Here is a 15,609-nt window from a genome sequence, read left to right as displayed (position 1 = left end):
CTATGTCAGACATTGGCGGCGGTCAGCCTAATAAAGACGACCAGGTTACTTCTGGCGTCAGCACTGGAGAAAATGCTGTAGAAACCGTCGATGCCACTAAATGCGCAGATTTTCTTGTTGTTGCTAACAGACTTCCCACCGACCTCGTCACTAATAAAGATGGATCGCAAGAGTGGAAGCGTAGCCCCGGTGGCCTAGTTACTGCTCTTGAGCCCATTCTCAAGAAAAACCACGGTGCGTGGATTGGGTGGCCTGGCGTCCCAGACGTCTCCCCTGAACCTTTCGAACAGGATGGTAAAACTGTTGTTCCGTTAGCTCTTAGCGCGGATGAAGTACAGAACTACTATGAGGGTTTTTCCAACGATACCCTGTGGCCCCTCTACCATAACTGCATTGTTCCCCCTACCTATCGCGAGGACTGGTGGCGAAGCTACCAAAAAGTTAACCGCCGCTTCGCAGAGCGTGCTGCAGAAGTAGCCGCCCCTAACGGCATTGTGTGGGTAAACGACTATCAGCTGCAGCTAGTACCGCAAATGCTGCGTGAGCTACGCCCCGATGTTCGCATTGGGTTCTTTCTGCACATTCCCTTCCCCCCACTAGAACTCTTCGACCAGCTACCCTGGCGCGATGAAATTATTGATGGCCTGCTCGGCGCAGATCTTGTGGGATTCCACTTGCCCCACGACGCCGTCAACTTCCAACGCCTTACTTTTGTGCGCCGCAAGCATGCTATTACCAGGGGACAAATTAATACTCCTGGCCATTATGGTGAAGTTGCTGTTCCTATTGGCGACAATGAATTTCGTTCCGTGCGTGTAGGTGCTTTCCCAATTTCTATTGACTCACCCCGCTTTAACGCTACGGCGCGGCAGCAAAGTGTTAGACGTCGCAGTAGGGAATTGCGGCAAACGCTTGGTAACCCCGAAAAAATGGCCTTAGGCGTGGACCGTTTGGATTACACGAAGGGGATAGAAATTCGGTTGGAGGCACTGCACCAGCTTCTTCAAGAGGGTCGTATTGATCCAGAAAAGTTTGTGTTTGTTCAGCTAGCCACACCTAGCCGTGAGCGAGTTGACGCTTACCGCGAATTACGCTCACGTGTTGAAGAAAAGGTTGCCCGTATTAACGGCGAGTTCGGTTCTGTTGGTAGGCCCGTGATATCTTACCTGCACCAATCAGCTGGTTTTGAGGAGCTGCTGGCGCTTTACCGCAGTGCAGATGTCATGCTTGTCACACCACTGAAAGATGGCATGAATTTGGTCTGTAAAGAGTACGTTGCCGCAACTACTAACGGAAACGGAGCTCTGGTACTATCCGAATTCACTGGTGCTGCACGTGAACTACGCGCTGCATACCTGTGTAACCCCTATGACATCGAGGGTGTAAAAGATGCAATAATGAGTGCACTTACGGACTCTGACGAGGAACGCCGTCGGCGTATGCGTGCGCTTCGTCGCCAGGTTCTTACCCACGATGTTAACCGGTGGGCGCATTCATTCTTGAATGCTCTTCCGGAAAATTCAACACCTAAAGTGAACACACAATTGAAGGATTAGGTTAATGGCCAAGCTTGGCGCAGCACAGAGCCCAGGATATCCTTTCTGCTCCGAGGCCCCTGCTGAAAATGATCTTCCGCCACGCCGCAGACTGATTCTTGACACCATTAGAGAATCGGATTCGCCCCTGCAACCGCGGGAGATCGCCACTAAACTCCATTTACATCTCAATACAATTAGGGATCACCTCTCCTCACTGGTGGACGACGGTCTTCTTATTCGTAAGGCTGTTCCGCATGTTGGTCGTGGGCGCCCCGCTATTGCCTACATGCCCCCTCCGGGAGAAGATGAATCTCCAGATCGTCGCACGTCACATGCGCTTATTGCGATGCTATTGGACCATCTTGATGAAACGTCTCCCGTCCCCGAGGTAGAGGCACGGCGGATGGGTGAAAAAATGGGGCGATACTTGGCCACTACCCTCGATAGTGATCGTCCTTTCTATCTTGAACTCTTGCGGTTAGCTCAAGATTGGGGATTTGAAGCCTGCTGGCACAGCACCACCAATACGCTCACACTGGGTCGTTGCCCCCTCGATTTAGAAAAGATTTGGTGTAACCTCCTTTCAGAGATTCACTCGGGTGTCCTTCGGGGAGTAGTAGAAGGCGCTGGACGTAATGGTGACAATTACACAGCGACAACGCATGAAGACGGCACTAGTTGTGTACGTTTCTTCGAGTGATATAGCCGCCTCCTAAAACACCTTCTATAGCAACAGTGCTGTATAAGTTTTGTATGGGGTTCTGTAGGAAACTACAGAACCCCATTTTCATACATAGATTATGTAACGAATCTTTTCTGAAGACCGGCTGAAAAGCGTTACCTTCGGTACGATGTGGTGTAGTCCTTTACTCACAGGAGTCACATGCTTCCCACTCGTCACGACCGCTTCACCACCCTCCCCACCACTTCTCACGATGCTCTTGTTCGCAACATAACTACTGCCGATACAGCTCGCAGTACACACAAGATGCGAAAGCCACAAAAGACTCTTATATGTCTTTTCACCACTGTGCTTATGGGGACTACTCTTCTTAGCGGTTGCAGTTCGCATGACTCCACGGACACTGCTGCACACTCCACTACGCCGTCATCGACCACCGTTACATCGTCCCCCAATGCTTCCGCTAATTCTGGTGCTTCCGATACATCTTCTTCCAGCGAGGAGGATACCTCCGATGAGGCTGATACCACTCAGCCCCTAGACGACACGTCCACTTCTCCCACTGATGTATCTACGCCGTCTCATACTTCTACACCGCAACGTCACCTGTCCCCTTCACCGACAGCACCAGAGGCACCAGATGCCATTCAGCCGGGAAGCATTCTCCCGCAAACTCACTTAGATACGAAGTATGCACCGCTCGGGGTGCCCGATATGAGTGACCCCCACGCCAGTCCCCTGCGACCCCTGGTAATAGTTGTGAGCCTTACCCGTCAGCAAACTGTGCAACTACACGACAAGCACACTGGCGAAAAAATATCGACTATCGGTTCACGTCTTCCACTGGGAGGAGACGCGCTTTCGCAGCTGGGCGATGCCCTTGCCGGCTCCTCCGCTTTTAGCAGCCAACACCCCAATGCGTGTGTACGCACGTGGGTGGAAATCAGTTTCACCAAGTGGGGTACATACGCAACATACGTCACAGGTACCGAATGTCCTGCCCGGACAAAAATTACCGCACAATTACCCGGTTTTTCCAGGTAGAGAAAATATACTAGCCGGCTTCGTCATCCTTAGATACCCTGGATATAACTAGAAAATATTCATGATTTAATCCTGATAGAAGACGAGCATGAAGCGATCTCATACGCCAGAAGAAGCTATCATTCTTGAGGCTAAACGAGAGCGAACTGCCGCACGAAAACTACGGTCACACAACCGTGAGGAACTTCGCGAGCTTTACCGAACCGGACACCCCGATAGCTTCACACGCGACGATATCTGGCTCTTCGTCGTGTCATGTTTCGGTGTTGTTTTGGTGATGGCCGCAATGGCAGCCAGTCCCAACTTACCTGGATTGTTGACGCCTACACCCTCACCCTGGCAGGTCTACTACTCCCCGCCGGCGCCATTGGGGATCGCTATGGCCGAAAAGGTGTTTTCATTGGCGGCCTTATTGTCTTCACACTAGGGAGCCTTGTCCCCATCTGGTTCGATAGTGCTAATACACTTATCGCTGGACGCGCAGTATCCGGTTTTGGTGCTGCCTTCGTCATGCCCTCTACCCTCTCCATTTTGGCGTCCCGCGTCCCCAGCCAGAAGCGACCGCTTGCTATTGCTATCTGGGGTGCTAGCGCCGGTGTGGGTGCTGTTCTGGGTCTTGTGGGATCTGGCGCTATTTTGTTGCACTCCAATTGGAAAGGCATCTTCGTCGGTCTGGCTATCCTTGCCGCCATTATTGCTATTTGTTCTTTCACCATTGAGGAAAGTAAAGAAAAGAACCCACCCCGCTTTGACCCCCTGGGCGCTGTACTATCCGCAGTTGGTATAGCACTACTCGTTCTAGGACTTATTGAAGCCCCCACCGAGGGGTGGGGAAGCCCCAGCATTATCGTTTGCTTCATTGCCGCTATTGCATTTATCGCTGGTTTTATCGTGTGGGAATTAAAGTGCGACCACCCACTGCTAGACGTTCGCCTGTTCGCTAACCGCGGGTTTGGCTCCGGCGCTCTTTCCCTCCTTATACAGTTCGCTGCCACCTTCGGTGTTTTCTACACCCTCGTTCAGTTCATGCAGCTTGTGCAGGGATATAGCCCCATTAAGTCCGCCTTTAGCATGGCTCCGCTGGTACCGCCCTGTATTATCTTCGCCCTGTTATCCATCTGGGCTACTCGCAAGATTGGGCAAAAGTGGCTGCTAGTTGTGGGGCACCTTATTCTGGCTGGTGCACTCCTGATGATGATCTGGGTAACGCGCGACAGTAGCTACGGGTACATCACCGCCTACATGCTGATTTTCGCCACTGGCCTAGGTCTCACCGCAGCACCCGCCACCACCGCTATCATGCTGCAAACCCCGGAAAAGAAATATGGTGTTGCCTCTGCCGTCAACGATGCCGGCCGCGAGATTGGTGCCGCACTTGGTATTGCCCTCAGCGGTTCACTACTCACCACCTTCTACAGCAGAAACGTTGACGATATTGCGGGGCGCGTCCGCGATACCCTCGCCATGGCAGAACACATGGGAATGGGACAACCCGGTAGTGCAGCCAGTGCCCACGATGCTATTACGGGCAGTCTGGCCGGCGCGCAGGCAGTCGCGGAGCCGCTGGCCCATAACCCTATGACGCAGCAGCTGGCCGGGCAGCTTATTAACGATGCTCAAAATGCTTTCATCGATGGCCAAATGTGGTCGTCTATTATGCTCGCAGCTCTACAAGTTATTACCGCCATTATCCTGGCATTCTGGGCACCCGGCTTCCACACAATAACGTCAGAAAAAGATGAGGAAGCACTGAAGAATGCCCGCCAGTCCATTCCTGCTTCATTAATGGATGCGCTGGATAAAGCTGCCACGCAGCGGCATCTCCTGGTTGCTACAGACTTTGACGGTACGCTGGCGCCACTTGTCCGAAATCCTCGAAAAGCTGCACCTATCCCCGGCTCTCTAGAAGCACTGGATACGCTGGCGACTATCCCCCATACAAAAGCCGCTATTGTGAGTGGTCGCGATATTGCCGGACTTCGAAAAGTGGCCCCCGTGACGCGTGATGTCACACTTGTGGGATCCCATGGGGCAGAAATATCGGATAGCGACCACGAGCTCACGAAACACCAGCGGGACCTTCTCAAACGTCTTATCGAAGAAGTTACCCAGACCGCGGATAGTATTCCCGGCGCAACAATTGAGGAGAAGAAATACGCCGTCGTTCTTCACACTCGCACCGCTCAAGATCCTCATGAGGCGAAGAAACGCACTGTGGAGTTAGAAGAGCGACTGTCTGCCGTTCCCGGTGTTACTCTTACACGCGGTAAGAAAGTCTCCGAGTTCGCGGTTATTAATACCACAAAAGATGCTGCTTTAGCGTCCCTTGCTGCCCGTTGGCCCACCGGCGCAGACGCCATACTGTACCTGGGAGACGACGTTACTGATGAGCATATTTTTACTGGACTACCAGCACGAATTACCACACCACAGACAGAGATTATTACGGTGAAGGTGGGAGAGGGAGACACTGCTGCACAGTATCGTATTGCTAACGAGCTGGAGGCAGCAGCCGTCCTTGATTACCTATGCGAGCAACGCAACCACTACGCAAACGCACACTTCACATGGAAGGACCGTAAGCAGCACCGTAAGGATTCCCGGTCTCGCGCTCGCCGCATGGCCTATAGCGCAGACTAGTAGCGCACGTTAGTGGCGCGGAGGCGCGGAGGTAACGCCGGGTTGGAAGACACACTCCAACTTCTCGGATTGAACCGGACCGTTTTCGCTGGCGAATAAGAGTTCGCCGGCTCGCAAGCCCTTCTCTTTGAGCGGCTGCACAACAGTTGTGAACTTTTGTGCAAGTGCTTCAGGAATACCGTCAAACCCAGTAATCGTGAGATCGTTGGGAACGGAAATATTGTGGCCGTGCGCGTACTGCATAGCACCGAGTGCCAAAACATCCGAGGTGCAGAGCAATGCGGTGGTCTCTGGGCGCATAGCGAGAGCTTCTTGGGCAGACTGAACACCGGAACTGTAATTGTTCTCGAAACTTTCTAGAACAAGAATGTCGTTGGGGTCAATACCGTGGCTCACGGCGGAATCTAGGACAGCGCTAATACGGTTGGCCTGAACGTGCATACGCGCATTTTGTGCATCGTCAAGAGAAACTGGGCCATTGTGGCGTACCGGGTTCAGACGAATGCTCAGGATGGTGACTTTCTTATGTCCCGCGTCAAAAAGATGGTCGGCCAGCTTTTTCATAGCGGAATAGTCATTGACTGTAATAGTGGGAATACCAGGTAAATCAGCTGGCTGGTCCGCAACCACTGTGGGGATATTGCGGTCGATGACGGCTTCTAGGTAAGGGTCTTCTTCTGCAACGGAGTAAATGACGAAACCATCGACGCTAGCCTGGTGGACAACGTTAGCGGCGTGGTTGGAATCGCCCACTTCTGATGCGGGGATAAGGGTAAGGCCACTTTCGTGCTTACCGCACGCTTCGGCGAGTCCGGAGAGGAATTGTGCGGCGGCGGGGTCGCGTACTGCGAAGGCGAGTTCCTCTGTGAGGAGGAGTCCTATTGCGCCTGCTCTGCGCGTTCTTAGGGAACGGGCAACGGGATCCGGGCCGGGGTAGCCCAAGCGCTTTGCTGTTTCCAGGATACGGGTGCGTAGATCTTCCGAGAGCTGATCGGGTCGATTATAGGCATTGGAAACAGTCGTGCGGGAAACATTGAGTTCTTCTGCAAGGGAGGCGAGGGTAGCACGTTTTGGCTTGGACTTAGGCATAGTTTCACTGTTCCTGGTGTATTTCGTCTGCTGGATCGATTCTAAAGGTAAAGCACTCTCACTAGCGAATAAGGCCTAGCGTGTTGATAGCCGAAAAAGCTAAAACACGAAGAAAAACGGGAAAAAGGAGTAGTACCCATCACTTAATAATAAAATTATGTCACGTCACATACTTGTTGCCATGCTGAAAAGTATTTTTTCGCTGTGTACGAGACAAATCGCCAGATATAAAACAACGTGCATTAGTTGAACATCGTTCTGAAACTTACCATTAAGATGCAAACTTTCTTGGAAAGGAACCTCATGTCTGGTCATCTGTCCAACCTGAAACGCCGGCTTGCAGCAGGACTCCTCGCCCTCACCACCGCAGTGGGATTGGGAGGCCTCACAGCCTGCAATAATGACTCCTCATCACATGACGCTGACGGAATCAACATTGTTGCCAGTACTAATGTCTATGGCTCCATTGCGAAAGCTATTGCCGGAGATAAAGCTACTGTCCACTCCATCATCAAAGACCCCTCAGCCGACCCACACTCCTACGAAGCCAGCCCTAACGATATTGCCACGCTCAAAGATGCCGATATCGCTATTGTCAACGGCGGCGGCTACGACGAATTCGCCGTCAACGCTCTGGCCGACCATGACCAGAAGAACGTCATCACCGCTTACAGCTTCCTCAAAGACGCCCCCGACGCCAAGGACACCGATAAGCACGACGACGAGAGCACAGACGAACACGAGCACGCTCATGAGGAGGGACACCACCATCACCACCACGACGGTGAAGGCCCCAACGAGCACGTCTTCTACAATATGGACGTTGCTAAAGACGTTGCATCCTCTCTTACCAAGAAACTGAGCGACCTGGACCCCTCCAATAAAACCAGTTATCAGGACAATGAAAAAACCTTTGATCAGCGCATCGACAAGGTGAAATCAGTCCTCGACAAGATCAAGAAGCAGCACACGCACGCTCGTTTCCTACAAACTGAACCCCTCGCCGTCCACTTCGTTAACGTAGCCGACATGAAGGACGTCACCCCTGAAGGTTTCGCAGAAGCAATGGAGGAAGGCAATGATGTCTCTGCTCTCCAGGTAGCCGGAATGCGAGACTGCATTATTCACAAGAAGGCTGACGTTTTCCTCTACAACACTCAAAACGCTAACTCCACCACAAAGGACATGCGTGAACTGGCAGAAAAGCACCACGTTCCCGTCGTGGACCTCACCGAAACACTGCCGGAAAACAAGGATTACACCACCTGGATGCTCGACAATGCGAACGCTCTTGCTGACGCTCTCAACGTCAAGTAGCAGCGTCAAAGAGTAACGTGCATTCCTTGTACCGGTGCTCGCTAGTCCATCACTGAAGTGCTGATATGCCGAAGTGGTGAATCAGTGAACTAATGAACTAGCGACACCGTACTGAACTCGAGTGGGGGTTCCGCATTGTTTGCGGGCCCCCACTCCTCAATCCTCTTCTTGTGACTGCCTCATGACACAACCTGTGCTTAGCCTTCATAAAGCCGGAATGGATGTTCCCGTCCGTCACCCTGACCCGGGCGCCCCCAAAACTCGCACTCTCTGGAATGATCTTTCCTTAGACGTGCAACCAGGCGAATTTATTGCTGTTTTGGGACCCAATGGTTGCGGCAAAAGTACCCTTTTCCGCGCCATACTAGGACTTACCTCGCTCACCCGCGGCCGCGCCCTCGTAAACGGAGAACCCGTCCATAAAGGACTCTCCTCTGTGGGCTACATTCCCCAGCAGCGCACGCTTGACGCAGATCTTCCCATGCGTGGCCGGGACCTTATCCAACTAGGTATTGATGGCCATAAGTGGGGCTGCTCCAGCTTCGCCTCCCGGCGGAGGAATCGCGCAATAGTACAGCGTGCCATTGATGAAGTTGACGCGCAGGCTTTCGCGGATCGCCCCGTCGGCACTCTCTCCGGTGGCGAACAACAACGTATCCGTGCCGCACAAGCACTCGTCGCCAACCCCACCCTGCTCCTTTGCGATGAACCGCTCCTAAGCCTCGACCTCACCCAGCAAAAACGCATTGTGGAGTTAATTGCTCGGCAGGCCCGCGACCATCACACGGCGGTACTCTTTATCACCCATGAGATAAACCCTGTTCTCCCCTACGTGGATCGCGTCCTCTACCTTACCGAGGGAGATTACCGCATTGGCCCCGTCGATGACGTCATGACCACTGAATCGCTGACGGCGCTCTTCCACTCCCCCATCACTGTCGCCCGCGTAGCTGGCCAGATCGTTGTCGTAGGAACGGAAGATGCTCCCCACCAGGAGGCCGACCACCATGCATGAACTTAGCAGTTTCTTCTCCGGCTTCTTCGACTGGTCGGTGACGAGCAACCTCCTCACCTACACATTTGTGCAGCACGCTCTTATCGCTGCAGTACTCTTGGGCCTTATCTCTGGACTTATTGGGCCGTTCATCGTCATGCGGCAAATGTCCTTCTCCGTCCACGGAACCTCAGAACTAGCCCTAACAGGTGCGGCTGCTGCCCTGCTCCTCGGAACTTCGGTGGGAGTCGGTGCAATTATTGGGTCTGTTATTGCCGCACTTCTCTTCGGCATTATGGGGAAGAAAGCCCACGAGCGGGACAGTACTATCGGCGTGGTCCTCTCCTTCGGCCTTGGCCTAGCCGTCCTCTTCCTCCACCTCTACCCAGGTCGTACGGGAAGCCAGTTCTCTCTTCTTACCGGGCAGATTGTGAGCGTCTCCGACAGCCACCTCACCACCCTGGTGGTGGTGACGGTCGTCGTAGTAGTAACGCTGCTCGCTATTGGCCGCCCGCTTCTCTTCACCTCAGTAGATGACTATGTTGCTGAATCCCGCGGCGTGCCTGTACGTCTTGTGAACGGGCTCTTCGCAGTGCTCGTAGGCCTAGTCTCCGCAGAGGGTGTGCAGATCGTAGGAGCGCTACTCGTCCTTAACCTGCTGGTGACGCCCGGCGCGGCCGCTCTCCAGGTGACGAAACGCCCCGGCATGGCTGTTCTACTCTCGGTAGTATTTGCGGAGATTTCCGCGGTGGGCGGAATTCTCTTGTCCCTGGCCCCGGGTGTGCCGATGTCGGTGTTTGTGACCTTCTTGAGCTTCCTGATCTATCTCATCTGCCGGGCTATTCCACAGAAAGCCTAGGGGTCAGAAATCTAGGGTCACACTAGCGTCCTATGGCCTAGCGAACGCGCTCTTACAACTTTTCTGTAGTGCCTTACTGTGCTTTTAGGCGACGCTGCCGGGCGAACTCGGAGAGTACTACACCGCATGCCACAGACGCATTGAGGCTTTCGACGTCACTAGCCATGGGAATGGACATAATGGTGTCACAATTCTCGGAGACAAGCCGCGAAATGCCCTTCCCTTCGGATCCCACGACGACAACAACGGGGCCGGTGCCGTCGTAATTATCCAGGGTGGCGTCACCGCCTGCATCCAGGCCAACAATTTGGCAGCCGGCTTTCGCATAGGCCTGTATGGTGTGGGTGAGGTTAGTGGCGCGGGCGACGCGCAGGCGGGCAGCAGTCCCGGCGGAGGTTCGCCAGGCGACGGCCGTCATGGAGGCACTGCGGCGTTCTGGGATAACAACGCCGTGTCCCCCAAAAGCGGCGGTGGAGCGCACTGCCGCGCCCAGATTGCGGGGGTCGGTAATGTTGTCGAGAACGACAATGAGGGGGGCTTCCCCTTTTTGGCGGGCGATGTCGATCAGCTCGGAGGGGTCCGCGTATTTATAGGGTGGAATCTCCAAAGCAATGCCCTGGTGCATGCCGTTTTCGGAAAGCCGGTCAAGTTCCTTACGGGATACTTCCTGAATAGGCAGCCCGGCGGCCTTAGCGGTGTTGATCGCTTCAGTTAGGCGATCATCGTTGCTGGTTCCTTGGGCAATGTAGAGTGCAGTGGCGGGGACGTCCGCACGGAGGCACTCTACGACGGGGTTACGACCCAGCACCATTTCTGGCAGGTCGCGTGTCTTGACGTTACTGTGGCGTTGCCCCGTTTGACGTTTACGGGCAACCCGTTCTTGCTTTTCCGCATACCAGTGGCGGTCTTGTGCCTTGGGAGTGGCGCCGCGTCCCCGACGGGCGCGTCGCCCTTGTCCGCCGGAGCCCTTTACTTGGCCTTTTTTCGTGCCGGCGCGGCGGACAGCGCCGCGGCGACCTGAATTTCCTGCCATTAGTTCTCCTCCTGTAACGACCACTCGGGGCCAGCTGCTGTATCGGTAATAGCAATACCTGCCTCATTAAGACGATCGCGCACGTCGTCGGCGACCGCCCAATTCTTTTCCGCCCGTGCCTCGGCACGACGCTCCAATTCGGCACCTACCAAAACATCGAGAGCATCCATAGCTTTTGCGTTGGCGGAGTTATCGGCGTCGCGCCACTGGTCAGACAGTGGGTCGATGCCGAGCACATCGGCCATGGCGCGGACAGTTCCAGCAATGTCGCGGGCACGGTTCTGGTCGCCGGATTCTAGGGCGGCGTTGCCGGCGCGGACTTGGGTGTGTATTTCTGCTAGTGCAGCGGGGACACCTAAATCATCATCGAGAGCATTCTCGAAAACGTCAGTCCACATTGTTTTTTCGGGTTCACTACCAGTGCGGGTGACAATGCGATGGAGGAAGTCCTCAATGCGGCGATAGCCTGTGGCCGCTTCTTGAAGAGCCTCTTCGGAGTATTCCAGCATACTGCGGTAGTTGGCAGATCCCAGGTAGTACCGTAGTTCTACGGGGCGAACCTTCTCCAACATATTGGGAATGGAGAGAGTATTGCCAAGGGATTTACTCATCTTTTCGCCAGAGAGAGTCACCCAGCCGTTGTGGAGCCAGTAGTGGGCAAAACCATCGCCGGCACCATGCGCCTGCGCAATCTCATTTTCGTGGTGCGGGAATTGCAGATCCAGTCCGCCACAGTGAATATCAAACTCAGAGCCGAGATAGGTGGTGGACATGACGGAGCATTCAATATGCCAGCCGGGGCGTCCCGGCCCCCAGGGGGTGGGCCAGCTGGGTTCGCCCGGTTTTGCGACCTTCCAGAGAGCGAAGTCTAGCGGGGAGCGTTTACCTGTGCCGGCGGAGTCGCCTTCCTCCATGTCCTCAATCTTCTGGCCGGAAAGGCACCCGTAGTCCCCCTTGGGATCCTTAGACCACTTAGCAAGATTGAAGTACACGTTGCCATCAGCGGGGTAGGCGTACCCCTCATCAATAATGCGTTGAATGTACTCCACCATTTGGGTGACGTGCCCTGTCGCACGCGGTTCCGCGGAGGGGGGTAGTACACCAAGCATGTCGTAGGCTTTGGTGAATTCGCGCTCAAACGTGGAGACCCATTCCCACCAGGGGCGGCCATTCTCGGCGGCTTTGGTGAGGATCTTGTCATCAATGTCGGTAATGTTGCGGACGAAGGCAACATCGTTACCTTTGGCGAGGAACCAGCGACGCAGAATGTCGAATGCTACACCGGAGCGTACATGCCCAATGTGGGGGTAAGTCTGCGGTGTTGCCCCACAGAGGTAGATGGAAACATGCCCCGGTTTTACGGGGACGAAGTCGCGGATGGATCGGCTAGCAGTGTCATAAAGTCGCAAGGTCACGCGCTTGATTCTAGAGGAAAGTACGCTTTTACGATACTTTCTACCGTATTTATCCCGCCATGGGTTTTATTCCATGTCCCTATTCGTCAAGTGACGTGCTCACGCCCTCACCCAAGTCCATACCTAGGTCCATGCCTAGATTGTCTGCAATAACCTGCGACACGGCTTGGGCGTAGTCGGCGGGCATAACAAGAGCGGTAGCAACAGCACCAATACCTTCACCGCGCCCCGCAAAACCTAGCCCATCGGTCGATGTTGCAAGGACAGAGACCGGTGCCCCCAGTAATTCGGTAAGGACGTGTTCGGCTTCCAGACGGCGCGGCCCCATTTTCGGACGATTGCCCACCATCTGTACGGTGGCATTCAGAACTACCCAGCCACTATCGGCAAGGAGTTCACGGGTTTCTGTGAGGAGACGTTCCCCTGTCACGTCGTCGTATTCGGGACGACCAACTCCAAAAATGGTCCCGAGATCCCCAATACCTGCCGCGGAGAGGAGTGCATCAATAAGCGCATGAACCACCACGTCTGCATCGGAGTGGCCAATACATCCCTTATCGTCTGGGAAATGCAGCCCGGCCATCCAGCATTCGCGGTCGGCTCCTATTTGGTGGGCATCAGTGCCGACGCCAACGCGGGGGAAGAAATTGCGCCAATTCGCAGTCTCCATGTGCGTTTATCCTTCAGCATCCTCTTCCATAATGAATTGGGCGAGGCGTAAATCGGTGGGGGTAGTAATCTTGAGGGCTTTCTCGTCCCCGGGCACAGTAGCGACACCAAACTGGAACTTCTCCAAAAGGGCAGCGTCATCCGTGGTCGAGAGTCCCTCTTTGCGGGCCTCCTGGTGCAGCGTCCATAACAGTTTCGCGTCAAAACCCTGCGGGGTTTGTACCCGGCGTAAACGAGTACGATCTGGCGTTCCCAGAACATTGCCCGAACTATCCACCATTTTGATGGTGTCCACAACGGGAAGGGCGGGAACGACCCCGGCTGCCACGTTCTGGGACATGATGGTACGTACTCTTTCCGTCACAGTGGAGAAGAGCTCTGCGGGGGCGAAGCACCGGGCAGCATCGTGGACAAGGACAATGCCGATAGTTTCTTCCGGATCATCCCGCATGATGTACTTCAGCCCCTCATAGATAGAGTCGGAGCGGAGTTCACCACCGGGGAATACTCGCACAGGTGTGGCGAGGTTGAGACCCTGGGCTTGTTCCTGCGCGGTGGCACACATATCAAAAGCCGCCATGATGATAATTTCATCCACAACATGGCTGGCATCAATACGCAGCAGGGCGTGTTCTAGCAGCGTGTGATCGCCAACAGTAACGAATGCTTTGGGGAGGCTAGCACCCAATCGGTGGCCGACTCCAGCAGCAGCAACAATGGCTACTACTTTTCCATCTTTTCGGTCTGATGCAGACTCAACCATAAAATTCCTCTCCTCCACACGAGGGGCTCCCCCACTACTTGCTTTTATTTTTTACTCTTGCTTTTACTGTTGCTGTTAGCTTCTTCTCGTGCGGCTTCCGCAGCAGCTTTACGCTCACGTTCAGCTTCTTCCAGAAGAGCGTCAATTCGCTCATCACGATCAGTGTCTTTGGAGCCTTCCGCGAGAGCCAGTTCGCCAACGAGTACCTGGCGTGCCTTTGACAGCATTCGCTTTTCCCCAGCTGACAAGCCACGATCCTGCTCGCGCCGCCAGAGATCACGCACTACTTCTGCAACCTTATTCACGTCGCCAGACGCCAGTTTCTCCTGGTTAGCCTTGTAACGGCGAGACCAGTTCGTTGGTTCTTCAACATGGGGAGTACACAATACTTCAAAGACTCGTTTCAAGCCTTCTGCATCGACGACGTCGCGAACGCCTACTTCCTCAACATTCTTCCGCGGAACCCTCACAACGAGATCGGACTGCTGAATATGAAGAACCAAGTATTCTGTTGGCTCTCCTTTAAGAGTGCGAGTTTCGATATCGACAATTTGGGCCGCCCCATGATGGGGGTAGACGACAACGTCTCCGACGTTAAATTCCATGTGGTGTATTCCCCTTTCAACCGCCCCATTCTAGCATGAGTCTGACCTGGACTTTTCAGGATAGGTTTACATGCTACCAGCACGTACTATTCACTATGCCGTTTACTTTGGGATTTGCCGCGCATGGTGTGCGATTTATTCTTCTTTTTAGAGGAATGAACAGGGGATTTCTGTGTAGTTGAACTCTTCGCTGTACTCTTCTTCGAGCTCTGCTTCTGTTGCTCCGTACCTTGTCCTGTACCCTGCTCTGTACCGTATTCCGCTTGGGACGACGGAGTGGTACTCGACTCATCTTCGTCAGTTCCGGCAGAATCATCTTCTCCTGCGGGGAGAACGTTAAACGTGGCAGGTTCGCCCATTTCGCTGTCTAACAGTGTGTACAGCTTGTACGCACCAGGAACAACTGCTGCTGCCTGGGCGGAACAGTTCCCATCAGAATTTTGACGGGTACCTTCCCAACTCACGGTGAAACGGCGACTCTCATTGGGGGCAAGGACTTCTTTTCGATCCTCCGCGGAGGTGTAGCAGATCTCTGATTTCCACACTGGGCGATTCGCTTTTATCGTGTAAATCTCATAGCGCTGGTGGGCTGCCCCCATCTCAGCCTTGCATGATTTCTTGGATTTATTCGTGATCTTCATAATGAGTGGAAGATCATTTCCCTGGGCCACATTCGGGCGACCCACTTGTGCCTCAATCTGCAGATCGTCGGAGGAACAATCGGCAGCGTTAGAGTCTTTCTCCGCCACGGTAGACGTTGAGGTTACGGTAGAGGAACCGGCATCGTCTTTACCATCTTTATGCTTGGTGACGGCCGCCACGATACCCCACACGATAAGGATAACGACGATAACAATAGCAATGATGGCCACTAGACGACGCCGTCGATAAATCTCGGGTGGTAGTTGACCTTGCTGATCGCGGTAATCGTGTTGTTCCATACTCACCCTCTCACGATAAC

General features: G+C 54.1%; 14 protein-coding genes. 7 read left to right on the top strand and 7 right to left on the bottom strand.

Going from position 1 to position 15,609, the window contains the following annotated elements; all coding sequences use genetic code 11:
- Positions 1–2: 2 nt before the first annotated feature.
- The 4 genes from DI579_RS04770 (at position 3) to otsB (ending at position 5,904) form a co-directional block, all read left to right on the top strand.
- Entirely contained in the window at positions 3–1,556 is a 1,554-nt protein-coding gene (locus tag DI579_RS04770) for a trehalose-6-phosphate synthase (protein WP_290599191.1), read from the top strand.
- Positions 1,557–1,560: 4 nt separating this feature from the next.
- On the top strand, positions 1,561–2,238 hold the full coding sequence (locus tag DI579_RS04765) for a metalloregulator ArsR/SmtB family transcription factor (protein ID WP_290599189.1): 678 nt from the start codon (positions 1,561–1,563) through the stop codon (positions 2,236–2,238).
- A 183-nt stretch (positions 2,239–2,421) separates the two neighbouring features.
- Positions 2,422–3,264, top strand: coding sequence for a hypothetical protein (locus DI579_RS04760; protein WP_290599187.1), 843 nt, complete (start codon positions 2,422–2,424; stop codon positions 3,262–3,264).
- Positions 3,265–3,519: 255 nt separating this feature from the next.
- The gene (gene otsB, locus DI579_RS04755; protein ID WP_303678804.1) at positions 3,520–5,904 is read left to right on the top strand and encodes a trehalose-phosphatase; all 2,385 of its coding nucleotides are present in this window, start codon (positions 3,520–3,522) and stop codon (positions 5,902–5,904) included.
- Positions 5,905–5,913: 9 nt separating this feature from the next.
- Here the strand turns inward: otsB and DI579_RS04750 are convergent, their stop codons facing one another.
- A complete protein-coding gene (locus tag DI579_RS04750; RefSeq protein WP_290599184.1) occupies positions 5,914–6,993 on the bottom strand; it encodes a LacI family DNA-binding transcriptional regulator in 1,080 nt (359 codons plus the stop codon).
- A gap of 303 nt (positions 6,994–7,296) precedes the next feature.
- On the opposite strand from DI579_RS04750, the gene DI579_RS04745 reads away from it, so the two are divergent.
- From DI579_RS04745 to DI579_RS04735, 3 genes are all read left to right on the top strand, one after another.
- Positions 7,297–8,310: a metal ABC transporter solute-binding protein, Zn/Mn family gene (locus tag DI579_RS04745; RefSeq protein ID WP_290599182.1), complete on the top strand. Its 1,014-nt coding sequence runs from the start codon at positions 7,297–7,299 to the stop codon at positions 8,308–8,310.
- Between the two features lie 181 nt (positions 8,311–8,491).
- The gene (locus DI579_RS04740; RefSeq protein WP_290599181.1) at positions 8,492–9,325 is read left to right on the top strand and encodes a metal ABC transporter ATP-binding protein; all 834 of its coding nucleotides are present in this window, start codon (positions 8,492–8,494) and stop codon (positions 9,323–9,325) included.
- Positions 9,318–10,163, top strand: coding sequence for a metal ABC transporter permease (locus DI579_RS04735; RefSeq protein ID WP_290599180.1), 846 nt, complete (start codon positions 9,318–9,320; stop codon positions 10,161–10,163). Before DI579_RS04740 ends, DI579_RS04735 begins: the two co-directional genes overlap by 8 nt.
- 73 nt (positions 10,164–10,236) lie before the next feature.
- Here the strand turns inward: DI579_RS04735 and rlmB are convergent, their stop codons facing one another.
- From rlmB to DI579_RS04705, 6 genes are all read right to left on the bottom strand, one after another.
- Positions 10,237–11,196 carry a 23S rRNA (guanosine(2251)-2'-O)-methyltransferase RlmB gene (gene rlmB, locus DI579_RS04730; protein ID WP_290599179.1) on the bottom strand — a complete coding sequence of 320 codons (960 nt, stop codon included), beginning with the start codon at positions 11,194–11,196 and terminating at the stop codon, positions 10,237–10,239.
- Positions 11,196–12,611 (bottom strand): cysteine--tRNA ligase, encoded by a 1,416-nt coding sequence (gene cysS, locus DI579_RS04725; protein ID WP_290599178.1) that lies wholly within the window; start codon positions 12,609–12,611, stop codon positions 11,196–11,198. The genes rlmB and cysS overlap by 1 nt, the downstream gene beginning before the upstream one ends.
- A gap of 79 nt (positions 12,612–12,690) precedes the next feature.
- Positions 12,691–13,281 carry a 2-C-methyl-D-erythritol 2,4-cyclodiphosphate synthase gene (ispF, locus tag DI579_RS04720; RefSeq protein ID WP_290599177.1) on the bottom strand — a complete coding sequence of 197 codons (591 nt, stop codon included), beginning with the start codon at positions 13,279–13,281 and terminating at the stop codon, positions 12,691–12,693.
- A gap of 6 nt (positions 13,282–13,287) precedes the next feature.
- Positions 13,288–14,043, bottom strand: coding sequence for a 2-C-methyl-D-erythritol 4-phosphate cytidylyltransferase (gene ispD, locus DI579_RS04715; RefSeq protein ID WP_290599175.1), 756 nt, complete (start codon positions 14,041–14,043; stop codon positions 13,288–13,290).
- Positions 14,044–14,087: 44 nt separating this feature from the next.
- On the bottom strand, positions 14,088–14,648 hold the full coding sequence (locus DI579_RS04710) for a CarD family transcriptional regulator (protein WP_290599174.1): 561 nt from the start codon (positions 14,646–14,648) through the stop codon (positions 14,088–14,090).
- 86 nt (positions 14,649–14,734) lie between these two features.
- Positions 14,735–15,595, bottom strand: a complete 861-nt coding sequence (locus DI579_RS04705; protein ID WP_303678803.1) for a hypothetical protein — start codon at positions 15,593–15,595, stop codon at positions 14,735–14,737.
- Positions 15,596–15,609: the final 14 nt, after the last annotated feature.

It is taken from the genome of Lawsonella clevelandensis (assembly GCF_003241315.1).
Taxonomy (GTDB): domain Bacteria; phylum Actinomycetota; class Actinomycetes; order Mycobacteriales; family Mycobacteriaceae; genus Lawsonella; species Lawsonella clevelandensis_A.
The sequence above is the reverse complement of the archived record's forward strand: the minus strand, read 5'-3'. Positions and strand labels throughout refer to the sequence as shown.